Source organism: Pseudonocardia endophytica (assembly GCF_004339565.1).
In the GTDB taxonomy this organism is placed as follows: Bacteria; Actinomycetota; Actinomycetes; order Mycobacteriales; family Pseudonocardiaceae; genus Pseudonocardia; species Pseudonocardia endophytica.
In genome coordinates this window covers 1,074,438-1,097,989 of the sequence record NZ_SMFZ01000001.1, presented here as the reverse complement: position 1 = coordinate 1,097,989, position 23,552 = coordinate 1,074,438, and the positions used below count along the sequence as shown (strand labels likewise).

General features: G+C 73.8%; 21 protein-coding genes. 9 read left to right on the top strand and 12 right to left on the bottom strand.

The genetic code is table 11. The features are described 5' to 3' along the window. Window positions 1-3: 3 nt before the first annotated feature. Together EV378_RS04710 and EV378_RS04705 are read right to left on the bottom strand one after the other, a co-directional pair. Window positions 4-804, bottom strand: coding sequence for a DUF1990 family protein (locus EV378_RS04710; protein WP_243653285.1), 801 nt, complete (start codon window positions 802-804; stop codon window positions 4-6). Continuing rightward, window positions 747-968: a hypothetical protein gene (locus tag EV378_RS04705; protein WP_132421482.1), complete on the bottom strand. Its 222-nt coding sequence runs from the start codon at window positions 966-968 to the stop codon at window positions 747-749. The genes EV378_RS04710 and EV378_RS04705 overlap by 58 nt, the downstream gene beginning before the upstream one ends. A 51-nt stretch (window positions 969-1,019) precedes the next feature. On the opposite strand from EV378_RS04705, the gene EV378_RS04700 reads away from it, so the two are divergent. The 3 genes from EV378_RS04700 (at window position 1,020) to EV378_RS04690 (ending at window position 4,196) form a co-directional block, all read left to right on the top strand. Further along, the gene (locus tag EV378_RS04700; RefSeq protein ID WP_132421481.1) at window positions 1,020-1,736 is read left to right on the top strand and encodes a DUF1990 family protein; all 717 of its coding nucleotides are present in this window, start codon (window positions 1,020-1,022) and stop codon (window positions 1,734-1,736) included. 10 nt (window positions 1,737-1,746) lie between these two features. Continuing rightward, window positions 1,747-2,634, top strand: a complete 888-nt coding sequence (locus EV378_RS04695; protein WP_132421480.1) for a crotonase/enoyl-CoA hydratase family protein — start codon at window positions 1,747-1,749, stop codon at window positions 2,632-2,634. A 152-nt stretch (window positions 2,635-2,786) separates the two neighbouring features. Further along, window positions 2,787-4,196 carry a phosphodiester glycosidase family protein gene (locus EV378_RS04690; protein ID WP_132421479.1) on the top strand — a complete coding sequence of 470 codons (1,410 nt, stop codon included), beginning with the start codon at window positions 2,787-2,789 and terminating at the stop codon, window positions 4,194-4,196. A 395-nt stretch (window positions 4,197-4,591) separates the two neighbouring features. On the opposite strand, the gene EV378_RS04685 is transcribed toward EV378_RS04690, so the two are convergent. From EV378_RS04685 to EV378_RS04670, 4 genes are all read right to left on the bottom strand, one after another. Further along, window positions 4,592-5,215, bottom strand: a complete 624-nt coding sequence (locus tag EV378_RS04685; protein WP_243653284.1) for a TetR/AcrR family transcriptional regulator — start codon at window positions 5,213-5,215, stop codon at window positions 4,592-4,594. Then, entirely contained in the window at window positions 5,212-6,153 is a 942-nt protein-coding gene (locus tag EV378_RS04680) for a PDR/VanB family oxidoreductase (RefSeq protein ID WP_243653283.1), read from the bottom strand. The genes EV378_RS04685 and EV378_RS04680 overlap by 4 nt, the downstream gene beginning before the upstream one ends. A 190-nt stretch (window positions 6,154-6,343) precedes the next feature. Beyond that, entirely contained in the window at window positions 6,344-7,210 is an 867-nt protein-coding gene (locus EV378_RS04675) for a metal-dependent hydrolase (RefSeq protein ID WP_132421477.1), read from the bottom strand. A gap of 1 nt (window position 7,211) precedes the next feature. After that, window positions 7,212-8,918, bottom strand: a complete 1,707-nt coding sequence (locus EV378_RS04670) for an SDR family oxidoreductase (protein WP_243653282.1) — start codon at window positions 8,916-8,918, stop codon at window positions 7,212-7,214. Window positions 8,919-9,040: 122 nt separating this feature from the next. On the opposite strand from EV378_RS04670, the gene EV378_RS04665 reads away from it, so the two are divergent. The 4 genes from EV378_RS04665 (at window position 9,041) to EV378_RS04650 (ending at window position 13,333) form a co-directional block, all read left to right on the top strand. Next, window positions 9,041-9,529 carry a hypothetical protein gene (locus tag EV378_RS04665; RefSeq protein WP_132421476.1) on the top strand — a complete coding sequence of 163 codons (489 nt, stop codon included), beginning with the start codon at window positions 9,041-9,043 and terminating at the stop codon, window positions 9,527-9,529. A 10-nt stretch (window positions 9,530-9,539) separates the two neighbouring features. After that, window positions 9,540-10,493, top strand: coding sequence for an alpha/beta fold hydrolase (locus tag EV378_RS04660; RefSeq protein ID WP_132421475.1), 954 nt, complete (start codon window positions 9,540-9,542; stop codon window positions 10,491-10,493). A gap of 236 nt (window positions 10,494-10,729) precedes the next feature. Beyond that, the gene (locus EV378_RS04655; protein WP_132421474.1) at window positions 10,730-12,418 is read left to right on the top strand and encodes a choline dehydrogenase; all 1,689 of its coding nucleotides are present in this window, start codon (window positions 10,730-10,732) and stop codon (window positions 12,416-12,418) included. 75 nt (window positions 12,419-12,493) lie between these two features. Next, window positions 12,494-13,333: an LLM class flavin-dependent oxidoreductase gene (locus tag EV378_RS04650; RefSeq protein WP_132421473.1), complete on the top strand. Its 840-nt coding sequence runs from the start codon at window positions 12,494-12,496 to the stop codon at window positions 13,331-13,333. A 169-nt stretch (window positions 13,334-13,502) separates the two neighbouring features. Here EV378_RS04650 and EV378_RS04645 read toward each other — a convergent pair whose 3' ends face one another. Further along, a complete protein-coding gene (locus EV378_RS04645) occupies window positions 13,503-14,306 on the bottom strand; it encodes a tetratricopeptide repeat-containing protein (RefSeq protein ID WP_132421472.1) in 804 nt (267 codons plus the stop codon). Window positions 14,307-14,508: 202 nt separating this feature from the next. On the opposite strand from EV378_RS04645, the gene EV378_RS04640 reads away from it, so the two are divergent. Then, window positions 14,509-16,410: a primary-amine oxidase gene (locus tag EV378_RS04640; protein WP_243653281.1), complete on the top strand. Its 1,902-nt coding sequence runs from the start codon at window positions 14,509-14,511 to the stop codon at window positions 16,408-16,410. Between the two features lies 1 nt (window position 16,411). On the opposite strand, the gene EV378_RS04635 is transcribed toward EV378_RS04640, so the two are convergent. Beyond that, the gene (locus tag EV378_RS04635; protein ID WP_165922140.1) at window positions 16,412-17,041 is read right to left on the bottom strand and encodes a GOLPH3/VPS74 family protein; all 630 of its coding nucleotides are present in this window, start codon (window positions 17,039-17,041) and stop codon (window positions 16,412-16,414) included. Between the two features lie 202 nt (window positions 17,042-17,243). On the opposite strand from EV378_RS04635, the gene EV378_RS04630 reads away from it, so the two are divergent. After that, window positions 17,244-18,800, top strand: a complete 1,557-nt coding sequence (locus tag EV378_RS04630) for an APC family permease (RefSeq protein WP_132421470.1) — start codon at window positions 17,244-17,246, stop codon at window positions 18,798-18,800. Between the two features lie 460 nt (window positions 18,801-19,260). On the opposite strand, the gene EV378_RS04625 is transcribed toward EV378_RS04630, so the two are convergent. The 4 genes from EV378_RS04625 to EV378_RS04610 form a co-directional block, all read right to left on the bottom strand. Further along, on the bottom strand, window positions 19,261-20,523 hold the full coding sequence (locus tag EV378_RS04625) for an Nramp family divalent metal transporter (RefSeq protein ID WP_132421469.1): 1,263 nt from the start codon (window positions 20,521-20,523) through the stop codon (window positions 19,261-19,263). After that, window positions 20,520-21,200 (bottom strand): metal-dependent transcriptional regulator, encoded by a 681-nt coding sequence (locus EV378_RS04620; RefSeq protein WP_207908577.1) that lies wholly within the window; start codon window positions 21,198-21,200, stop codon window positions 20,520-20,522. Before EV378_RS04620 ends, EV378_RS04625 begins: the two co-directional genes overlap by 4 nt. A 44-nt stretch (window positions 21,201-21,244) precedes the next feature. After that, a complete protein-coding gene (locus tag EV378_RS04615) occupies window positions 21,245-21,739 on the bottom strand; it encodes a GNAT family N-acetyltransferase (protein ID WP_243653280.1) in 495 nt (164 codons plus the stop codon). 868 nt (window positions 21,740-22,607) lie between these two features. Further along, window positions 22,608-23,228: an IMPACT family protein gene (locus EV378_RS04610; protein WP_132421466.1), complete on the bottom strand. Its 621-nt coding sequence runs from the start codon at window positions 23,226-23,228 to the stop codon at window positions 22,608-22,610. Window positions 23,229-23,552 lie beyond the last annotated feature (324 nt).

The window sequence follows — 23,552 nt, the reverse complement described above, 5'->3', positions numbered from 1 at the left end:
CCGTCACGCTCCCGGGCGGTACACGTGCACCGCCCAGCGGTCCCACCGGTGACGGGGGCTGTCACGGGGCGCGACGACGACGTCGGTGCCGGTCTCCGGCGCGGGCGGACGGCTGCGGACGAGCTCCCGGACCCGCCGGCCCGCCGACCGGTAGAAGCCGAGCTGCACCGCGCGTCCGAACAGCGCGAACCCGAGCCGGTAGAACGGGTTCGGCACCCGGGAGCGGCGGGAGAACGCCCTGATCCAGAACGTCACCTCGCCGGTGGCCATGTCCTTGTCCACCTCGTAGGTGAGCCGCCCCTGTTCCAGGTGCCCGGCGAGCGTCTCGTAGCTCCAGCCCCAGATGCGGTGGCCGTCGCGCTCGGTGTCCACGATGTCGGTGACCCGGACGCCGAGGTGGAAGCGCAGGATCGCGAACCGGCCCTCCAGCAGCATGTCCCGCCCGAGCAGCGGCGCCGACGCGCGGTAGGCGCCGCGCAGCCGCCGGTGGTCGGTGAAGCCGTAGTCGCGCACGATCGAGCCCGCGCGCTCCCACGGCCCGTCCGGTTCCGGCGGGCCGGGACGCTCGTGGCCGATCACGGCGCGTCCGTCGTCGACGTGCCAGCGGTGGTCGTCGCGGTCGACGGGCCCGTCGGCCGGGTCGTAGTTGACCGGCAGCTCGGCCAGCCCGTCGAGCAGGCCGGCCAGCTCGGTCGGATCCCGGTCCGGTCCGGGCCCGATCTCGGTACGACGGACCGTGAGGCGGCTCAGGACCGCTCCTCGCGCCGCATCGACTCGGCGATCAGCCAGATCATCGACGGCCACAGGCCCACGAAGATCGCCCGGCGCTCCGCGTTGCCCCGCTCGTCCTGGTCGACGGTCTTGGCGCGCAACCACAGCCCGATCGACAGCCCGACCGACCCGAGGGACACCCACTGCAGCGCGGGACCACGGATCCCGGTCCTGCGCACCACGCTTCCGACGGTCATACCTCTCTCTTCCCCCGCGCGGGCCCGGTACACACGTGCTGGGATCCCGGTATGGCCACTTCCCACGTCACCGGTGACGCCCGGTCGCGTCGCGTGGGCGCTCTGCTGCGGTGGCCGCCCGGCGTCGCGCTCGTGTCCTGGCGCTACTTCTGGCGGACCACACCGATCCACCGCAGCGACGTCGACGGTGACGCGTCGGACCTGCCGCCGGAGCTGCCGCCCGGTGCGGGCGACGACGACCGCATCCAGCCCGTCCGCGACGGCGTCGGCCCGCTGCTGCACCGGCGCTACGGCGTGCGGATCCGCGGTACCCGGCTCACCCCGGAGCAGCTGATGTCGCGGCTGGTCGCCGACCCGGACCGGTGGTCGCCGGAGTTCGCCGTGTTCCGCAGGACCCACGGTCGCGACGGCGCGATGGAGACGGGCGACGAGTTCCTGATCCGGATGCCGGGGCCGTGGGACGGGCCGGTGCGGGTCGTCGACGCGGACCCGCGCGGGTTCGTGTTCGCGACGCTGAAGGGGCACCTGGAGGCCGGCCGGATCGAGTTCCGCGCGTCCACGGAGGCCTCGGGGAGCCTGCGGTTCGACATCGAGTCATGGGCCCGCCCCGGTGACCGGCTCTCGCACGTGCTCTACAACCGGCTGCGCGTGGCGAAGGAGGTGCAGCTCAACATGTGGACGCACGCGTGCATCCGGGCCGCACGGATCGCCGGAGGGCACCCGGACGGCGGCGTGACGGTGCGGACACGGCGGCTGGCCACCCTGTAGAACGTCCATCATGCCGTTCACCGAGATCGACTACATCGTGGACGACGGCGTCGCCACGATCACCCTGGACCGCCCGGACCGGCTGAACGCGTTCACCGCGACGATGGCGCGCGAGCTGATCGAGGCGTTCGACACCTCGGACGCCGACGACGCCGTGCGGGCCGTGATCGTCACCGGCCGGGGCCGCGGGTTCTGTGCCGGCGCCGACCTGGGGCGCGGTGGGTCCACGTTCGACGCGACCGACGAGACGCGCGTCGCGGAGCGGGAGTGGGTCGGTGAGATCGGCGGCGTGAAGCGCGACGGCGGCGGCACCGTGTCGCTGCGGATCGCCGCCTCGCGCAAGCCGGTGATCGCCGCGATCAACGGGCCGGCCGTCGGCGTCGGCGCGACGATGACGCTGCCGATGGACGTGCGACTGGCCGCGTCGTCGGCGCGATTCGGGTTCGTGTTCGCCCGCCGCGGGCTCGTCCCGGAAGCCGCGTCGAGCTGGTTCCTGCCGCGGGCCGTCGGGATCTCGCAGGCCATGGAGTGGGCGATGACCGGACGGGTGTTCGACGCGCAGGAGGCGCTCGCCGGACGTCTCGTCTCGAGGGTCGTGCCCGACGACGAGCTGTACCCGGCGGCCGTCGCACTGGCACGGGAGATCGCGGACACCACGTCGGCCGTGTCCGTCGCGGTGTCGCGGCAGCTGCTGTGGTCGATGCTCGGCGCGTCCTCGCCGTGGGAGGCGCACAAGCTGGACTCGCAGGCGATCACGCACCTCGGGCAGGGCCGCGACGTGGCCGAGGGCGTGACGGCGTTCCTGGAGAAGCGCCCGCCGTCGTTCCCGGACACCGTGTCGGCCGACTACCCGGACATCGTCCCGCCGTGGCCGTCGCGTCCGGACGGGATGGACTGACCCTGGGGTGTGACCCGGGTCGCCGATCGGCCCTGGCGCGTGTCATCCGGCCGGATGGCCTTGTGGCACAGCGGAGTGATCACGTCCCCGGCCGGCGAGACCTCCCGCGATCCGCATGATCACCTCGACACGTCCCGACGTGGAGGTGTCCGATGTGGAGCGCGGCCGTGGTGCGCGTGGGCGTGCTCGTTGCGGTGTGCGCCATGCTGGCCGGACTGCCGGCCGTGGCGCCGGCGGACGTGACCCGCGCCGACGCGACGATCGCCGGGTCGGGCCCGGATCGGCCCACCGTCGCGCCGGGAACCGCAGCCGGCACGGGTGCCGGGGCTGCGCCGGATCGCGGTGCCGCGCTGCATCGCGGTGTCGACGCGGGTGCCGGTGTCGCGTCCGGCGGCGCGGCGGGCGCCCCGCCCGACGGTGGCGCACGAACCGGTCCCTCGGCACCCCGGCCGTCCCGCCCCGCCGTCGTGCACCGCGAGATCACCGCGCCGGGCGGGTCGTCGGCCGACGTCCTCGACGTCGACCTGACCGCGCCCGGCGTCCGGGTCGGGCTGCTCACCGCCGGGGACGTGTCCGACCGTGCGTCGGTGGCCGCGATGGCGGACCGGGCGGGTGCCCGCGCCGCCGTCAACGGCGACTTCTTCGACCTCGGCCGCAGCAACGCCCCGGCCGGCCCGCAGGTGCGCGACGGTCGGACGATCTCGTCCGCCGTCCCGGCCGGTCGCCGGCTCGCACCTGCCGTGGACGGCGCCACCCCGGACTCCGTGCTCGCGTTCGGGGCCGACGGGCGCGCCCGGGTCGACCGGGTGCGGTTCGGCGCGTCGGTGCAGGTCGGAGCGTCGACGATCCCGGTGGAGGGGATCAACCAGTACGCGGTGCCGCCCGGCGGCGTCGGGCTCGTGACGCCGGAGTGGGGCGGCGCGGACCGGGCTCGCATGCTGTGCGGCTCGGACACCGACCGGAACGCCGGGTGCTCGGCGGACCGGATCGAGGTGTCGGTGCGCGACGGCGCCGTGGCCGCCGTCCGGCCCCCTGGCGCGGGTCGCCTCGCGCCCGGTGAGACCGCGCTGCTCGGGCGGGACGGGGGAGCGGACGCGCTGCGCGCCGTGCGGCCGGGTGACCCGGTCACCGTGCTGCCGCACCGCGCCCTGGCGGAAGGATCGCCACCGGTCACCGCCGTCGGCGGCAGCCCGATCGTCGTCGACGGCGCGCGACCCGGCCCGCTCGACGACCGCGAGCGGGCTCCGCGCACGGCGGCCGGCATCGCCGACGGTGGCCGACGCCTGCTCCTGGTCACCGTCGACGGGCACGAGACGGCGCACTCGGGAGCCACGCTCGCCGGGCTCGCCGGGATGCTGACGTCGTTGGGCGCCAGGGACGCCGTGAACCTCGACGGCGGCGGGTCGTCCACCATGGTCGCCCGCCCTCCGGACGCTCGGCGTGTGTCGGTGGTCAACGCGCCGGCCCAGGACGCGACGCGCCTGGTCCCGAACGCCCTCGGGGTGTTCACGCCGCAGCCCCGGCGCGGCCCGGCGCGGCGGCTCGCAACGCGCCGTCCCTGAGCGCAGCGCACGCTGCGACGCGCGCCAGGAAAGGCGTGTGCGCGCTGCGGACCGGTCGGACACCCGGCCTTCACCCCGCGTCGCCGGTGGCACCGTCGAGAACCGCGAGGACCCGGCGGCGCCGTCCTCGGCACCGACGACGCGCCCCAGGGCGGCCGCCCGGTCCAGCACACCGTCGCCGAGCTCGTCGAGGAACGTGCTGCGCGCTTGATCCGCGGTTCAGGAGCGGACCGTTCGCGTATCGACCGCGTGGCTCCACGACCGTGGATCAGCCGGGCGGTGCGCAGCCCGGGTCCACTGCATGATCCGCGGTTGTGGAGCGGGGGAGTCGCACCGCGAACGCCCGGCTCCTCAACTGTCGATCTTGCTGGCGAAGCGTCGCGCCTCGGGCCGCGTCACGCCGGGTCGCGGCGCGCCGTGACCTCCAGCAGGCCGAACAGTTGCGCCACGAGCCAGTCGCGCAGCTCGTCGCGACCGATACCGGTCCCGGCGTCACGCAGCCAGGTCAGCGTCGCCCCCTCGACGAGCGCGACCCACCCGCGCAACGTCATCAGCTGCCACGGGCTCGGGTCGGGCACGCCACCGCGCTCGACGAGCAGCGCGACGATGTGGTCGCGCACGCCGTCGACCAGGGCGTCGGTCTCGCCCGTCGAGATCACCGAGCCGCTGCGCAGGAGCGCGACGTAGGCCCGCGCGTGCTGCTGCGCGACGTCCAGGAACGCCTCGACCGCCACGGCGAGCTGCTCGGCCAGCGACCCGTCCGCGGGAAGCGCGACCCGGGAGACCAGCTCGTCGACGACCGTTCCGAGCGCGGCCACGTGCAGCGCGTCGACGTTCGGGAAGTAGCGGTAGAACAGCGCCCGCGACACCTCGGCCGCGCCCGTCACGTCCTCGACGGCCACGTCCTCCGGCTGCAGCCGCTGGTAGAGCTCCAGCGCCGTGTCGACGAGGTGGTCACGGCGGGCCTCCGGGCTCATCCGTCGCGCCGGGCGGCGGGGGCCCGGATCGGCCGGGCTCATCGCAGGTCGACCACGATCCGGTCGGCGGAAGCGCGCGCGACGCACAACGCCGTCCGGCCCGGCCCCGCGGTGTCCCCGGTCGTCGTGCCCTCGACCAGCGGCACGTGACAGGTCCCGCAGAAGCCCTGCCGGCAGGACCATGCGACGTCCGGGCGGACCTCCCGGACGACGTCCAGAGCCGACCGGTCGGCGGGCACCGCGACGTCCGGGCCGCCCGCGATCCCCACGGTGAACGGCCGCCCGTTCCGGATCGGGGGCGGGGAGAACCGCTCGGAGTGGAACCGGTGGCCCGCGGGCGTCGCCACCCGGACGGCGTCGATCATCGCGGGCGGTCCGCAGCAGTACACGGCGCATCCGGCGGGGAGGTCGCCCAGCAGCTCGGCGGCCGGGGTCGGGGAGCCGCCGTCGGAGACGCGGGTGACGCGGGACGGATCGAGGTCGGCCAGCGAGGCGGACAGCGGCATCGAGTCCAGCGTCCGTCCGGTGTGGACCAATCGCCAGTCCGTCCCGGCCGCTGCCGCCGCGCGGACCATCGGCGCGATCGGGGTGATCCCGATGCCGCCGGCCAGGAACAGGAACGACGGCGCCGCGGCCAGCGGGAAGGCGTTGCGCGGCCCGCGGAGCGTCAGCGGGGTGCCCGCGACGAGCGAGTGCACCTCCCGCGAGCCGTCGCCGACGAGCCGGACGGCGATCCGGTAGACGTCGCGGCCGCCGTCGCAGAGCGAGTACTGGCGCACCCGCCCGGACGGCAGCACGACGTCCACGTGCGACCCCGGTCGCCACGCGGGCAGGGCGTCCCCGGCCAGGTCGACCAGCGCCACGTCGGCGCACGGGTACCGGACCGCGGCGATGCGCACGGCCAGGTCCCGGTCGACGCCGGGCGCCGGCGTGCGCCGCCGCCCGGCCCGCACGGCGAGCCGCACCGACAGATCGGTCACCCGCGCGACTCCGCGCATCGCCGTGGTCATCGTGTCCCCCGCAGGAGCGCGGTGGCCGTGTCCGCCGGGCCGGTCCGACCTCCGGCGTGATCGCCGGTCCGGCGCGCAATCGTGCCGCCGGCGGCACCGATCCGTGCCGGACGGCCGATCATGCGTCGGACCGGTGTCGGTTGCGCGGTGGCGGCGCCGCTCACCGCTGCTCCGCGGCCCGGGCGGCGGGGGAGGTGGCCAGGTAGGCGATGGCGGCGTCGGTGTCCCCGTGGCGCGACGGGTGGTAGCCCGGCCGCAGATAGCCGACGAGCCAGCGGGCGAGGCGCCACGGCCCGGGGCAGAACCCACGGCGGGCGGCACGGAGGTAGTCCCGCGGGCGAACCCGCCCGGAGAATGCCGGATCGCTGCGGCACAGCGTGATCACGCCGACCCCCCAGAGCCGGAGCATCACCGGCGCTGTGATCGCCAACGCGCGGACCCGGCGCAGGTAGCGGCCGTCGAGGTGCATGTAGAGGTCGTGCGCGACGGCCCGGTGCTCGACCTCCTCCGCGCCGTGCCAGCGCAGCATGTCGAGCATCGTCGGGTCCGCGCCCGCCGCGTCCAGCGACGGCGAGTCCAGGATCCAGGCGCCCAGCACGGCCGTCAGGTGCTCGACGGCCGCCACGAACGCGACGCGCTCGACGAGCCACTCGCGGGCGTCGTCGCCGTCGAGGTCGCGGTCGCCGAGCAGGTCTCCGAACAGGTGCCGGATCCGCTCCACATAGGACGCGGTGTCCAGCCCGGCCGCGGTCAGGTGCTCCAGCGCGCCCTCGTGCGACGACGCGTGCACCATCTCCTGCCCGACGAACCCGCGCACGTCCTCGGCGAGCCGGTCGTCGCGCACCAGCGGCAGCGCCGCGGTGAACACGCGCACGAACCAGCGCTCGCCCTCGGGCAGCAGCAGGTGCAGCACGTCGAGCAGGTGCGTCGCGACCGGCTCGCCGGGGATCCAGCACACCGGCAGCGACGACCAGTCGAACCGGACGTCCCTGGCGTGCAGGGAGAGGTGGTCGTCGGCAGCGGACATCTCAGACCTCCACACGGGCAAGGGCCCTGACGAGACCGGGGGACAGGCGGGACGCGAGCAGCCCGGCCCGCGCCTCGGCGGTGACCGGCGCGATCGCGAGGTTGCGCTCCGCGGCCCGCACCACCTGGGTGGCCACCCGCTCCGGCGCGTATCCGCGCTGCACGTACCGCGCGGTCGTCTCCTCCCGCTTGCGGTCCTGCGCGGCGGGATCCAGCCCGGCGAAGCGCGCGTTCCGCGTGATCGCCGTGTTCACGAACCCCGGACACAGTGCCGTGACGCCGATGCCGTCGTCGACGAGCTCGGCGCGCAGGCACTCGGAGAGCATCAGCACGGCCGCCTTCGTCGTCGCGTACGCCGGCAGCACCCGCGACGGCAGGTACGCGGCCGCGGAGGCGACGTTCACGATGTGCCCGCCCTCGCCGTGCCGCTGCATCAGCGCGCCGAAGTTCCGGCAGCCGTGCACCACACCCCACAGGTTCACGTCGACGATCCGGCGCCACTCGTCCTCGGTGGTGTCCGCGAACCGGCCCGCGACGGCGATCCCGGCGTTGTTCACGACGACGTCCGGCACGCCGTGCTCGGAGGCCACCTGCTTCGCGAGGGCCGCGACGGCGTCGGAGTCCCCGACGTCCACCGTGGCCGCGACGGCGGCGTCCCCGATCGCCGACGCCGTCTCGGCCGCGGCGATCGCGGACAAGTCGGCGGCCACCACGCGCGCCCCCCGCGCGGCGAACGCATGCGCCGTGGCACGTCCGATACCGCTCCCCGCACCGGTCACGACGACGAGTGCGCCGTCCCAGCGCCCGGTGTCCGGCCGGGCGGCGCGGCGGGCGCGGGCCAGCGCGGGCGCCTCGGCCGCTCCGCCGGCGTGCGCGACGTGCTCCGCGACGCAGCGGGCGATCACCTCCGGTCGGGTCCGCACCACCCAGTGCCCGCCCGGCAGCCGTCGCACCCGCAGGTCAGGGGCGTAGGCGGCGATGTCGGTGGCCAGCGCGGGGGTGACGTAGCGGTCCCCGCGCGGAGCGAGGACCTGCACCGGGACCGCCGTCGTGCGCGACTGCGGGTCGGCCAGCCGGCGCGGCAGGTTGCGGCGGTAGAGCTCGAGCCCGTTCACCGCGTCCCGCACCACCGGCCGTGGCGTGCCCTCCACCGTGGACACCAGACGTCCGGCGAGACCGCTGCGCCACAACAGCTCCGGCAGCACCGGTACCCGGAACAGCATCGTGTACCAGGAGTGCAGCCCCTGGCGGAGTACCCGCCCGAGACGGCGGGGCGAGCGGTCCCGCAGGAACAGCCCGACGTGGTCCAGGCACGGGCCGGAGATCGACGTGAACGACGCGACCCGTCCCTCCATCGCCGGACCGGTGACGGCGTGCCAGGTCTGGATCGCGCCCCAGTCGTGCGCGAGCAGGTGGACCGGAGCGTCCGGGGAGACCGCGTCCGCGACGGCGCGCAGGTCGGCGGCCAGCCGCTCCAGGTCGTAGCCGTCGGCGCCGGTGGGGGTGCCGGACCCGCCGGCGCCACGCACGTCGTAGGTGACGACGCGGTGGCTGTCGCCCAGAGCGGCGGCGACGCCGTCCCAGACCGTGTGGTCGTCCGGGTAGCCGTGCACCGCGATCACGACCGGGGCGCCCGGATCGGCCGGAGAGTCGTGCTCCTGCACCGCGAGCCGGATCCCGTCGGGGGCGGTCACCTCACTGTGAGACACCGCGTCATCGTAGAAAATCTGTCAACAGGGCGGAAGTGGTCATCAGTTCTGACTACCCACCGTAATGGAGCGGGTAGTCACGGCGACCTCGTGGAGGAACGCACAGCGGGGGAGGTCGACGGATGTCGCGGATCGTCACCGACACGGTGCTGCGTGCGGTGCCGCGCCTGGGCGGATCGTGGGACGCCGTCGAGCTCGACATCTCGGTCGCGCTGGTCCGGCTCGACTCCGACGCGCTCCCGGCCTGGTGGCGGGTCAGCGCCGCCGTCCGTGCCGAGCAGGAACGTCCCGCGCATCCCGGCGGCCCCTGCCCGTCGCTCTGCCTGGTGACCGTCCACCCCTCCGACGTGGACGCGCTCGGGCGGTGCGCCCGCGAGCTCGGCGCCGCGCTGCTCCCTGGCCGGGACGCCTCGTCGCTGCGGGACGCGACCGGGGGACGGCCGCAGGAACTCGTCGCCGCGCTCGCCCGCCTGCACGGCGTGCTGGACATCGACCCTGGCCCGGACGGCGACCTGCTGCACGTCCTCGCCGGGATCCGCACCGACGCCGCGGACGCCCGCGCCGCGCACGCCCGCGTGGCCGAGCGGGTCGGACGGATGTGGGGCGCCTAAAATCGGACGCGTGTCCGACGACCCGCCCGCCTGGTTCACCGACGCCCTCGCCGCCCCGGTGATCGTCGGAGAGGTCGACGTCGACGGCGTCCCGATCCGCTACCGCAGCTGGGGCGAGCCGGGGGACGGCGCCGGGATCGTGCTCGTGCACGGCGGAGCGGCGCACGCGCGCTGGTGGGACCACGTCGCGCCGCTGCTCACCCAGGGGCGCCGCCGGGTGCTGGCGCTGGACCTGGCCGGCCACGGCGACTCCGGCGCGACCGACGAGTACGGGCTGCCGTCGTGGGCGGCGCAGGTCATGGCCGTCGCCGAGCACGGCGGCGCGGGCGACCTCCCGGTGGTGATCGGCCACAGCATGGGCGGCTGGGTCGCGCTCGCCGCGGCGTTGGCCCACGGCGAGCGGCTCACCGGCTCGATCGTGATCGACTCCCCGATCCGGGACCGCTCGCCGGAGGAGCAGGCCGCGCGCCGCCGGATGGCGTTCGGGCCGGCGCGCACCTACCCGGACCGGGACTCCGCGCTCGCGCACTTCCGGCTGGTGCCCGAGCAGCCGGGCAACCTGCCGTTCGTGCACGCGCACATCGCCGAGCAGAGCATCCGGGAGACCGACGACGGGTGGCGCTGGAAGTTCGACCGCCGCATGTTCGCCGGCATGGGCCTCACCCCGGGCCAGCTCGGGGTCGCGGCGTGCCGGGTGGCGCTGTTCCGCGCCCAGTACGGCCTGATGCCGGCCGACATGGGCGAGATGATCGTCGACCGGTTGGGCCGGGTCGCGCCGCTGGTGGAGATCCCCGGCGCCGGGCACCACATGATGGTCGACCAGCCGCTGGCGCTCGTGACCGGACTGCGCGCCATGCTGGCCGACTGGGAGCACTCGACGCCGATGACGGTCGGGTCCCGTGCGGGGGACACCGGCCGGGATGGTCCTGATCGTGTCCGAGCAGGCCGTACGGACTGTGATTGAGGGGTTCGGCATCGATCGTCCCGTGATGTCCGGATAAAGTGGATCGCATTGCGTAATCGACGCTCTGAGCTGGGTAAACGGGACTTTCGATTACCCGGCCCCCATGACGGGCGGTCGGGCGGTCTGATTACTCTCGGGCTCCACGACGGCCGGATCCCTCCGGCCGCCGGACGGTGAAGCCGCTCGCGACGATCGCTCTCGACGGCGGCCGACCCCCGTTCGAGGAGGGACGCTCCATGCCCCACGACAGCGTCGACGTCGTCATCGTCGGATCCGGCTCGGCCGGCTGCGTGCTCGCCAACCGGCTGAGCGCCGATCCCTCGACCCGGGTACTGGTTCTCGAGGCGGGCGGGCCCGACCATGCGTGGGACCCGCGGGTGCACATGCCCGCGGCGTACTCGTTCCTCGTCGGCAACCCGCGCTTCGACTGGTGCTACGAGTCCGAGCCCGAGCCGCACATGAACGGCCGCCGGATGTACCACCCGCGGGGTCGGATGCTCGGCGGTTCGTCGAGCATCAACGCGATGAACTACCAGCGGGGCAACCCGCTGGACTTCGACCGCTGGGCCGTCGACGGCGGCGCGAAGGACTGGGACTACGCGCACTGCCTGCCGTACTTCAAGCGGATCGAGTCCAGCGACCGGGAGCCCCGCGAGTCCTGGCGCGGCTACGACGGCCCGCAGACCGTCGAGCGCGGCCCGGTCGACGGGCCGCTGTTCGACGCGTTCTTCGAGGCGGCGCGGCAGGCCGGCTACCCGGTCGGTGCCGACATGAACGGTCCGGACGCCGAGGGGTTCGCGCCCTACGAGCGGACGATCAGGCGGGGACGGCGGATGTCGGCCGCCCGCACCTACCTGCACCCGATCCGGCACCGCCGGAACCTGGAGGTGCGCTGCCACGCGCTGGCCACCGCCGTCGTCACCGAGGGCGGGCGCGCGACCGGGGTGCGGTACGTGCTGCCGTTCGGCGGGGAGCGGACGGTCCACGCCGGCGAGGTGATCCTGGCCGGCGGCGCGATCAACTCACCGCAGCTGCTGCAGCTGTCCGGGATCGGGAACGCCGAGCGGCTCTCCGCGCTGGGCATCGACGTCGTCGCGGACCTGCCCGGCGTCGGCGAGGACCTGCAGGACCACCTGGCCGCCCACGTGCAGCACCGCTGCACCCGTCCGATCACGCTCGGCGTGCTGCGGTCGAAGCGGAACTGGCCGTCGATCGGGGCACGGTGGCTGTTCGGCCACAGTGGACCGGCCACGACGAACCTGCTGGAGGCGGGCGCGTTCCTGCGGACCACGCCCGACCAGCCGATCCCGGACCTGATGTTCGGGTTCGCGCCGGTGGCGATGCAGTTCGAGACCGACCGGCCGGTGGAGCAGCACGGCTACCAGCTGCACATCGGGGCGATGCGGCTCGAGGCCCGCGGGCACGTCCGGATCGCGAGCGCCGACCCGACCCAGCCGCCGTCGCTGCTGTTCAACTTCCTGTCCACAGAGGCCGACCGGCAGTTCTGGATCCACGCGTTCCGGATCGCGCGCGAGGTGCTCGGTCAGCCCGCATTCGACGAGTTCGACGCGGGCGAGAACTACCCGGGGGACCGGGTGTCCAGCGACGACGACGTGCTGCGCTGGATGGCCGCGCGCGGCCAGACCGGGCTGCACCCGACGTCGACCTGCCGGATGGGCACGGACCCGATGTCGGTCGTCGACCCGTCGTCGATGCTCGTGCACGGGGTGGACAACCTGCGCGTGGTCGACGCGTCGGTCATGCCGTACTGCCCGAACGGGGCGACCCACGTCCCGACGATGATGATCGCCGAGCGGGCGTCGGACATGATTCTCGGCCGGGCGCCGCTCGCCCCCGAGCAGATCGCGCACGGCACGTTCCGCCCGGAGAAGGGCACCTCCCCGCAGCCGATCGCGGGGGCCTGACGCCGTAGCCTTGCCCATTCCGTCCCCGTGTGTAATCGTTCTGATCTGTAACGATTACACACGAGGGGATCGGTCATGGGCGGAGAGCGGGCATTCCGGTTCGGCGTCGTCGCGACGCCCCGTGCCGGGGGCAGGGCATGGCGGGAGACGGTCCGGCGGCTCGCCGGCCTCGGGTACGGCAGCGTGCTGATGCCGGACGGCGTCGGGCTCCCGTCGCCGTTCCCGGCGCTGGCGATGGCCGCGACCGTGGACGAGGGTCTGCGCGTCGGGACGTTCGTCGCCGCCACGCCGTTGCGATCGGGGCCGACGGCAGCCTGGGAGGCCTGGTCGCTGACCGCGCTCACCGACGGCCGGTTCGAGCTGGGCATCGGCACCGGCATCCCGCAGTCGGTCGGGCAGGGAGCGGCGCTGCTCGGCGGCGACGAGCTGACCGCCCGGCAGCGTCTCGGGCGCGTGGAGGAGACGCTGGGCGCGCTGCGCGAGCGGGAGGAGCAACGGTCCGGCACGCGCACCCCGGTGCTGATCGCGGCCGGCGGGCCGCGCTCGCGCGCGCTCGCCGCGCGGGAGGCCGACACGGTCACTCTGGCCACCGCGCCGGACACGCCGGCATCCGAGGTCGCGACGCTCGTCGCCGACGTGCGGGAACGGGCGGGTGCGCGCGGCGCGGACATCGAGTTCGCGGCGAACACGTTCGTCGTCGGTGACGACGTGCCTCCGGAGATGGCGCGCTGGACCGGCGTCGACCCGGCGCGGCTCGCCGAGCGGGACGCGCTGACGATCCTGCCGGGTGACCCGCGGCGCGCGGCCGACGAGATCCGCCGCAGGCGCGCCGACGTCGGGATCTCCTACGTCCTGGTGCCGGAGACGTTCGCCGCCACGCTCGCCCCTGCCGTGGCGGAGCTGGCCGGGAGCTGAGCCGTCTAGTGCCCCGTCGAGGAACGTCGGTGCCGAGATCGGCGGATCCAGGGGTCTGTCGGCAAGGCGCCGGCCGGGCCTCGTACCGGGCGTACTCGGCCCGGTCGGCAACGCCGCCGGCGGGCGCCTGGGCCGCCGAGTTCCGTGCCGAACGTTTCTGGACGAGGCACTAGAGGGCCGGGCGTGCCGTGCGGGCCAGCGACAGCAGCTCGTCGCGCAGGCGCACGGTCTCCGGCGCCTTGGCACCCCACAGCTGCTCGGCGTCGACGGCGGCCCGCTCGAACTCGTCGCGGGCCGGGCCGACCCGGCCGAGGCCGACCAGGCACTCGGCGAGGTGGCCGCGCAGCGTGACGGTCATCGTGTGCGAGCGGCCGAGGAACTGCTCCGCCGTGGCGACGGTCGTGGCGAGCAGGTCGGCGGCACCGGTCAGGTCGCCCGCATCGGCCCTGGTCAGCGCCAGGCCGGCGCGCGAGGTGAGCACGTCCGGGTGCCCGGGGCCGAGTGCCCGCGTGCGGCGTTCGGCGACGTCGGCGTGCCGGTCGGCCGCCTCGCGGAACCGCCCGGCCATGCGGTGCGCCGTGGCCAGCGCGTCGGAGGCCGTCAGCGTGGCCGGATGGTCGCGGCCCAGCGCCTGTTCCCGCAACGCGACGTTGCGGGTCATCAGCTCCAGGCCGGTGTTGTCCTGGTCGGCCATGATGTACGCGGCCGCCAGGTTGCCCTCGACGATCAGCGTGTCCGGGTCGGTCGGCCCGAGCAGCCGCCGGGCGTCGGTGAGCGCCGTCTCGAACAGCGGCACGGCAGCCGCGACCTTGCCGGAACCCAGGTAGGCGGCGGCGAGCGCGGTACGCGAGCGGAGGCCCGGCCGGTCGTCGTCGGCGCGGTTCTGGTCGACGACGGCGCTCTCCAGCATGAACAGCGAGCCGGCGAAGATCCCGCCCGCGCCGTCGGGCGGGGACGTGGGGGCGGCGACCATCCTGCTCCTTGCTGATGAACCGGGGGAGCGCGTCGTGCACGACACGGAACGTGAGGCAATGGTAAGCAGATGATGGATGGTGAGGTAGACATTACCCCCCGGACGGACCAATAATGGTTACTTTCGGCATTCACATGTGGGCTATTTGAGCAATGCCCGAGGGGTTGGCCGGAAGAGCTCCGGTCGTGCCAGGGTGGCCGGTGTGACCACGGCTCCCACCGTCCGGCCGGACGTGACCCACCCGCTCGACCGTCTGACCGCGCCCGAGATCGACCGCGCCAGGGAGATCCTGGACGCCGCCGGGCTGCGTGGCGAGACCGTGCGCGCGGCCCTGCTCGCCCTGGAGGAACCGTCCCGCGACGTCGTGCGCGCGCACCGCGACGGCGACGCCGTGGACCGCCGCGTGCGGGCCGTGCTGCTGGACAACGCCACGGGGCGGTCCCGCACCGTGATCGTGTCGCTGACCGGCGGCGGGGTCGAACGCGTCGTCGACCACGACCCGGAGACCGACGGCCAGCCGCCGATCATGCTCGAGGAGTTCGTCGCCGTCGACGAGATCGTCAAGGCCGACCCGGGCTGGGTCGAGGCGATGGGCAGGCGCGGCATCACGGACCTGTCGCTGGTCGCGGCGTGCCCGCTGTCCGCCGGCTCGTTCGACCTGCCCGGCGAGCGCGGCCGACGGATGCTGCGGGTGCTGTCGTTCCTGCAGCACCGACCGGCCGACCACCCGTGGGCGCACCCGGTCGACGGCGTCGTCGCCTACGTCGACCTGATCGAGCGGCGCGTGGTCGAGCTCGTCGACACCGGCGTGGTGCCGATCCCCGAGGAGGAGGGCAACTTCGACGACCCGGTGTTCACCGGCCCGCCCCGCACGTCGCGACGCCCGCTGGAGATCACCCAGCCGGAGGGCCCGAGCTTCACCCTCGGCGGCGACGTCGTCGAGTGGGAGGGCTGGCGGTTCCGCGTCGGGTTCGACCCGCGCGAGGGCCTGGTGCTGTACCAGCTCGCGATCGACGGCCGCCCGGTGCTGCACCGCGCGTCCGTCGCGGAGATGGTCGTGCCGTACGCCGACCCCGGTCCGGTGCGGTTCTGGCAGAACTACTTCGACGCCGGGGAGTACCTGCTTGGCGCGCAGGTGAACTCGCTGGAGGTGGGCTGCGACTGCCTGGGCCACATCCACTACTTCGACGCCGTGATGGCCGACTCCGATCTCGCGCCGCGGACCGTGCCGAACGCGGTCTGCCTGCACGAGGAGGACGCCGGCGTGCTGTGGAAGCACGCCGACCTGTTCACCGGGTCGGCGAACGTGCGCCGCAAGCGCCGCCTGGTGATCTCGTTCTTCGCCACGATCGGCAACTACGACTACGGCTTCTACTGGTCGCTCTATCAGGACGGCACGATCCAGCTCGAGGTCAAGGCGACCGGCGTGCTGTTCACCGGCGTCTACGACGAGCGGTCGGCGCCCTGGTCGACGCAGGTCGCCCCGGGTCTGGCGGCGCCGTTCCACCAGCACCTGTTCTGCGCCCGGCTGGATGTCGAGGTCGACGGGCCGCGCACGGCCGTCGAAGAGCTCGATGTGCGACGGGTGCCGCGCGGCGATGGCAACGAGCACGGCAACGCGTTCGGACGCGCGATCACCCGGATCCGCTCCGAGGCGGAGTCCGGACGCGAGGCGGACGCGAACACCGGACGTCGCTGGCGGGTGGCCTCGGCCGAGGCGACGAACCGGTTCGGCGACCCGACGGCGTACGTGCTGCACCCGGAGGGACAGCCGGCGCTGCTGGCCGACGACTCGTCGTCGATCGCGCGGCGCGCCGGGTTCGCCACGAAGCACCTGTGGGTCACCCGCTACGACCCGGAGCAGCGCTACCCGGCCGGTGAGCTGGTCAACCAGCACGGCGGCGGCGCAGGGATCCCGGAGTGGGTGGCCGCGGACCGCGACCTGGACGGTCAGGAGCTGACGCTCTGGCACACGTTCGGCACGTCGCACTTCCCGCGCCCGGAGGACTGGCCGGTCATGCCCGTCGACGTGTGCGGGTTCCGGATGACGCCGCAGGGCTTCTTCGACCGCAACCCGACGCTGGACGTGCCTCCGGGCAGCTGAGCTACCGCCGCACCGTCAACGAGATCGCCGCGACGGTGTCGGCCAGCCCGGCTCGCAGCTGCGACAGCGAGCCGGGCAGGTGCTCGGCGGCCTGCGCCGCGATCGTCCGCACCGTGCCGCGGTCGATCTCCGGCTCCAGCACGGCCTCCACCTCGAGAGTGGACAGCATCGACGCGATGAACGCGCCGGGCAGGTTGAACCGGCGCGGGTCGTCGAACATCTCGCGCAGCTCCACCGTCGGCCGTCGCGCCCGCACCAGGTCGACGGCCGGATAGCGGGCCTTGCGCTTTCCGAGCAGGCCGCGGCTGGTCTCCTTGCGCAGCACCTGGTCCGCGGTCAGCCGCCCGACCGTGAGGTCGTGCAGGATCTCGCCGAGCGCGTCGTTCCAGGAGCGGACGGTGTGCGCCTCCGGCTCGTGGGAGACGCTGTCCAGCACGAACGTGCCCAGCTCGTCGAGCCCGGAGACCTCGGGACGCACGAGGGCGACCCGGTCACCGGACATCGTGAGGCGCCCGCCCACCACCAGGTCGGCGATCTGCGCGCCAACCAGGCCGCACAGGAGCAGATCGGAGCTGATCCGGGGCTTGCCGGTGAACTCGTCGTGCACGACGAGGAAGAAGCCGGTGGCCATCTGACCACGTTCCATGTTCCGACGCCCCCCGTGCCCGTCGTCATCCCCCGACGTCGTACCTTACCGGCACCGAGATCACCCGGTCAGCCCCGTGACTCACGGCTCGCGGTGGTGGAGTGTCGCAGCGCAATCCGTATCCGTGGCACGGTGTGCCCCGTTCGGCCGCGGTCCTTCGACACGCTCAGTGAGCAGGAGTTCGCGCATGGCGTCCGTCCCGTCCGCCCGCACGCAGGCCCCCCAGCTGCGCAGGCGCCGACTCGGTGTGGTGCACCTCGTCTTCTTCACGGTCGCGGCGTCCGCCCCGCTGACCGTTCTGGCCGGCGGCGTGACGACGACGTACGCGGTCAGCGGCAACGCCGGTGTGCCGCTGGCGTTCCTGGGGCTGGCCGTGGTGCTGGGCCTGTTCGCGATCGGCTACGGCGCGATGAGCCGCTTCGTCGCCAACGCCGGCGCGTTCTACTCGTACCTCTCACTGGGGCTCGGCCGCGGTGCCGGGGTCGGCGGCTCGTTCGTCGCGCTGATCTCCTACAACGCGATCCAGATCGGGCTCTACGGGCTGTTCGGCGCCACCGCGAGCGACTTCGTCGCCGAGGCCGTCGGCCTGCGCCTGCCGTGGTGGACCTGGGCGTTCCTGGCGCTGATCGTGGTCGGGGCGCTCGGCCTGCTGCGCGTCGACCTGAACGCCCGCGTGCTCGCCGTCCTGCTGATCATCGAGGTGATCGTCGTGATCGCCTACGACGTCGCCGCGTTCCGGGAGCCGGCCGGCGGGGCGGTCACGTTCGCGCCGCTGACCCCGTCCACGTTGCTCGTGCCGGGGGTCGGGGCGGTGATCGCGTTCAACATCGCCGCGTTCACCGGGTTCGAGTCCGGTGCGATCTACTCCGAGGAGACCCGCAACCCGGGGCGTACGGTCGCCCGCGCGACGTTCGTCGCGGTCGCGTTCACCGGCCTGTTCTACGCGCTGTCCTCCTGGGCGATGGTGGCCCAGGTCGGCACGGAGAACCTGCAGCAGGCGGCCACCGAGAACGGGCCCGGCCTCGTGTTCGGGCCGCTCGCCGACCACTACGGCGTGATCGTCTCCGACGTCGCCACGGTCCTGTTCCTGACCAGCGTGTTCGCCGCCCTGTTGAGCTTCCACAACGGCGTCGCGCGCTACCTGTTCGCGCTCGGCCGGGAGAGGGTGCTGCCGTCCGGGCTGTCCGCCGTCGGTACCCGGTCCGGCGGGCCGGTGGCCGGGTCGATCACGCAGTCCGTGGTCGCGGTGATCGTCGTGCTGGTGTTCGTGGTGCTCGGCCTCGACCCGGTGCTGACGCTGTTCACGTGGTTCAGCGGCATGTCGGCCATCGGCGTCGTGCTGCTGATGGCGTCGACGTCGGCAGCGGTCGTCGGCTACTTCGCGCGTGAGCGGGCCAAGCGCACCGAGGCGTCGTTGTGGGCCAGGGCGATCGCGCCGGCGATCGCGTCGGTGCTGCTGTTCGTGCTGCTGGTGGTGCTCGTCGGGAACTTCGACGCGTTGCTGGGCACCGACCCGTCGTCGCCGCTGCGGTGGATCCTGCCCGTGCTGGTGCTCCTCGCCGCCCTCGGCGGGGTGGTATGGGCGACGGTGCTGCGCCGCACCCGGCCGATGATCTACTCCGGCATCGGACGCTCGACCATGCCGGAGGAGTCCGGCGCCTCGGCCGAGCCGGAGCGGGCCCCCAAGCCGTACCTGCGCGAACACGACACCGAGGTGACGACGAAGATCGACCGGCTGAGCTGACCTGCTGGGCCCCGGCGGGCCTGCCGGGGCGGGGGCCCGCCGCCACCCGCCGGCCGAGCATGATCGGCGGGACTGGTCGAGACGCGCCGCTGGTGGCGCGCTGCTGCCACTCGCGCCGATCATGGTGTCCAGCTCCACCCGCGGGCGGGGGCGTGATCGGCGGGACCGGTCGGGTCGCGCCGCTGGTGGCGCGCTGCCACTCGCGCCGATCATGGTGTCCAGCTCTACCCGCGGGCGGGGGCGTGATCGGCGGGACCGGTCGGGTCGCGCCGCTGGTGGCGCGCTGCGTCCACTCGCGCCGATCATGGGATGGGCGCCGGCAGCCGCGGTCGCCCGGCGCGCGCCACCGCAACCGGTGCGATCTCGACGGACCCGGTGCGCCGGCCGGACGTTGATCCACCGTCGTGGAGCAGAGCGTTCGGCGGGCGAACGATCCGCTCCAGGACCGCCGATCATGCGGTCAGCCCAGGAACGTCTGCCACAGGAGCACGGCGTTGAGGGCGATCACCAGACCGGTCACGACGGTCGCGACGACCGTGGTCACCGGGTGGTTCACCAGCGGACCCATCACGGCGCGGCGGCTGGTCAGCCAGACCAGGGGGGCGAGCGCGAACGGGATCCCGAACGACAGCACGACCTGCGAGATGACCAGGGCCTGCGTCGGGTCCGCGCCGAGACCGAGGACGAGCAGGGCCGGCGCGAGCGTGAGCGTACGGCGCAGGAGCAGCGGGATCCGACGGCGCAGGAACCCGGCCATGATCACCTGGCCGGCGTAGGTCCCGACGCCGGACGAGGCGAACCCGGACGCGAGCAGCGCGATCGCGAACGCGACGGCCGCGACGTCGTCGAGCTGCACCTGCAGGCCGGTGAAGATGCCGGCCAGCGTGTCCGTGTCCGGCATCCCGGTGCCGGCGAACAGGGCCGCGGCGATCAGCAGCATGGACAGGTTGACCAGGCCGGCCAGGCCGAGCCCGAGCACGATGTCGAACCGTCCGATGCGGAGCAGGAAGTTCCGGTCGTCGACGGAGTCCACACGCAGCCGGCGCTGGGTCAACGCGGAGTGCAGGTAGATCACGTGCGGCATGACGGTGGCGCCGAGGATGCCGGTGGCGAGCAGGAGGCTGTCCACGCCGTCGAACTGCGGGGTGAGGCCGGCCAGCGCGGCGGCCGGCTCGACGTCGACCCGGAACAGCGTGCTGACCAGGCCGACCAGGATCACGGCGAGCAGCAGCACGATCGCGCGCTCGAACGGCCGGTGCCCGCGGCTCTGCAGCGCCAGCAGCCCGAACGCGATCACGCCGGTGATCACGCCACCGGCGAACAGCGGGATGCCGAACAGCAGGTTCAGCGCGATCGCGCCACCGACGACCTCGGCCAGATCGGTGGCGATCGCGACGAGCTCGGCCTGCGCCCACATCCCGAGGTTCGCCGCGCGCGGCATCCGCTCCCGGCACAGCTCCGGCAGGTTCGCACCCGTCGCCACGCCGAGCTTGGCGGACAACGACTGGATCAGCATGGCCATCACGTTGGCCACGACGATCACCCAGAGCAGCAGGTAGCCGAACTGCGCGCCGGCGGCGAAGTTCGTCGCGAAGTTGCCAGGGTCGACGTACGCGATCGCGGCGACGAACGCCGGGCCGAGCACCAGCAGGCGGCCGCGCAGTCCGCGGCGTCGCAGGTCGGAGACGCGGACCTCGTTGTCCGTGCCCTCGGTCGTGCTCATCCGGTGCTCCCGTCGTTCTCGATGATCCGCCCGTGCACGAGATGGGTGAGCGGGGTGCCGAGCCCGTGCCGTGCACCGTCGATCACGACCCACACCGGACCGCCGAACGGCGCCACGTCGTCGACGACGAGCTCGGTGCCCGGACGTACCCCGAGCTCGCCGAGGTAGCGCAGTGCACTGGAGTCGCGGTCGCTGACCCGGTCCACCCGGAACCGGTCGCCGACGGCGGCCGCGGCCAGCGACTCGCCCCAGTCCTCCCGGTGCGCGCCGTCGCGACCGGGGATCGGGTCGCCGTGCGGGTCGTGCGTGGGGTGCCCGAGCAACTCGTCGATGCGCCGCTCGAGCCGGTCGCTCAGCGCGTGCTCGAGCTGCTCGGCCTCGGCGTGCACCTCGTCCCAGGCGAGTCCGACGACCTCGGTCAGGAATGTCTCGAGGAGCCGGTGCCGCCGGACGACCTGCAGGGCGGCGCGCTCGCCGCGGTCGGTGAGCCGCACCCGTCGGGCATCCGGTCGCTCCACCAGCTCGGTCTGCTCGAGCCGCTTGAGCATCGCCGTCGCCGACGGGGACGAGACGCCGAGCTCGGTGGCCAGCGCCCCGGTGGTCACCGGCGTCCCGCGGTGGGTCAGGTCGAAGATGGCCTTGAGGTAGTTCTCGTTCGACGCGGACAGCGTGCTCACGAACAAAGACTGTAGGCATGCCTACATCAAAAGTGAAGAGGCCCTCAGAGGTGCCGGTACATCACGTGCAGACCGGTGTACGAGCCGGCCGGGAGAGCGAACGCCTCCGGCGCGGTTCCGATCACCGTGAAGCCCAGCGACCGCCAGAGTGCGACGGCGCGGACGTTCGTCTCGACGACGGCGTTGAACTGCATCGATCGGAAGCCCTCCGCCCGCGCCCACCTCAGTACGTGCTCGCCGAGCGCCCGTCCGGTGCCGCGCCCGGACGCCGACGGGTCGACGGCGAAGCTCGCCGTCGCGACGTGCGCGCCCGGACCCTCGCGGTTCGGCCCGGTCTTCGCGCTGCCCACGATCCGGCCGTCCCGCTCGGCGACGACCGTGTGTCCCGGCGGTGCGAGCATCCACATCGCCCGGGCGGGTGCCTCGTCGACGTCGACGGGCACGGCGTACGTCTCGCCGGCCGCGAAGATCGTCCGCAGGAACGGCCAGATCGCCGGCCAGTCGTCGTCGGTGGCGGTGCGGATGTGGAGGTCGGTCACGTGTCCATCCTGCAGTTGGGCCCGGCGCCCGGACGGCTTCCGGTCGGACTCGCGTCGAACGTGATCGACGAGCCCGTCCGGATGAGGGCCGGTTCCGGCCTGGATCTGGACGAATCGGCTGATCATGGGGCGGCGCCTGGACCGTGGTCGGGTCCTCAGATCGCCATGATCGGCGGATGGGTCCGGTTGCGGGCGACATCCGGCCTCGATCCGGACCCATCTCCCGATCATGAGTGGAGGGCTGGAGGGCCGGAGGGCTGGATGGGGGTCGAGGGGTGGAGGAGTGGATGGACTGGAGGGCTGGAGGGTGGATGGAGTGGAGGGGTGGATGGAGCGAAGGGAATGGAGGGATTGGAGACCGTGGGCGGCCGCGACCGGTCGATGCGCGCCATGATCGGAGCGTTCGTCCGGATGAGGGTCAGATCCGGCCTCGATCCGGACCCGACCGTCGATCTCTGGCTCGGGCGGGGCCGGGGTCGACCTGGGTCGGCGGGGCCGGGGCCGAGCCGGGTCGGCGGGCCGGGCCAGGGCCGGGCCGAGCCAGGGCCGAGCCGGGCCGGCGGGCCGGGTCGGATCGGGGCGAGCCGGGCCAGCGGGGCCGGGTCGGATCGGGGTGAGCCACGTCGGCGGACCTGGGTGGGACAGCCAGGTCGGACCGGGGTAGGACGGCCAGGTCGGTCGGACCGGGGTAGGGCAGCCAGGTCGGACGGGGGCGGGACAGCCAGGTCGGACCGGGGCGGGACAGCCAGGTCGGATCGGGGGAGGACAGCCAGGTCGGACCGGAGGGCAGGCGTTCGTCGAGCGGCCAGCGGGCCTAATGGCGCGACTGGGCGTGGCCGGCGGTCCGCAGTCGGGGCCGCGGCACCGGTCACGGCAGGTAGAGGTCCCGCGGGCCGGCGTCGACGGCCTCGATCGTTCCGGCGGTGCGCTCGGCGAGCCAGTGGGCGAACGCGTCGGTGCCGTCCTCCGGAACGTCGACGGTGATCGTCACGTCCGGGCCGTGGTGCACGTCGGCGACGCGGTGGCCGTCGGTGCGCAGGGCGTTCTCCAGTCGTCCCGCCTCCTCGTGCCCGACGGCGACGAGCAGTTGCCGGTGCCGCACCCGTCGCAGCGTCCCGGCCGCGTCCAGGCTCTCGGACACGGCCTGGCCGTAGGCGCGGACCAAGCCGCCCGCGCCGAGTTTCGTCCCGCCGAACCACCGCGACACGACGGCGACGACGTCGGTGATCTCCCTGCGGGACAGCACCTCCAGCATCGGGACGCCCGCGGTGCCCGCCGGTTCGCCGTCGTCGTTCGAGCGCTGGGTCCTGCCGCCGTCGCTGCCGATGCGCAGGGCCGTGCAGTGGTGCGTGGCCGTCCAGTGCTCGCGGCGGATCGCCTCGATCACCGCGGTCGCGGCGTCGACGTCGCCGACCCGGACGAGCGCGCAGCGGAAACGGGACCGGGCGATCTCGATCTCGTGGACGGTGTCGGCCGCGATCATCCGCACGACGGCACGTGATCCCGGTCGCGATCGCGGGCACTTCGGCATACGAGAGGCGGAAGATGGTGTTGTCGCATACGAAAGGGCTCACCCCGAGTCTGGAGAGAGGAAGAGGAGCACCATGCCCGACACCACCCGCGTCCTGTGGGACGGTCTCGTCCGCTTCGCCCGCCGCGTCGACGACTTCACGCTGCAGGCGTTCAACCCGGTCTACCCGACGCCCGCCGACCGTCGCTGACCGGCATGTCCCGGGCCTGCGCGGGCGGGACGCGCCGCTCTCCGGACCGGCGACCGGCGTGTGGCGCGTGACGCCCTGGGCCGGTGACCGAC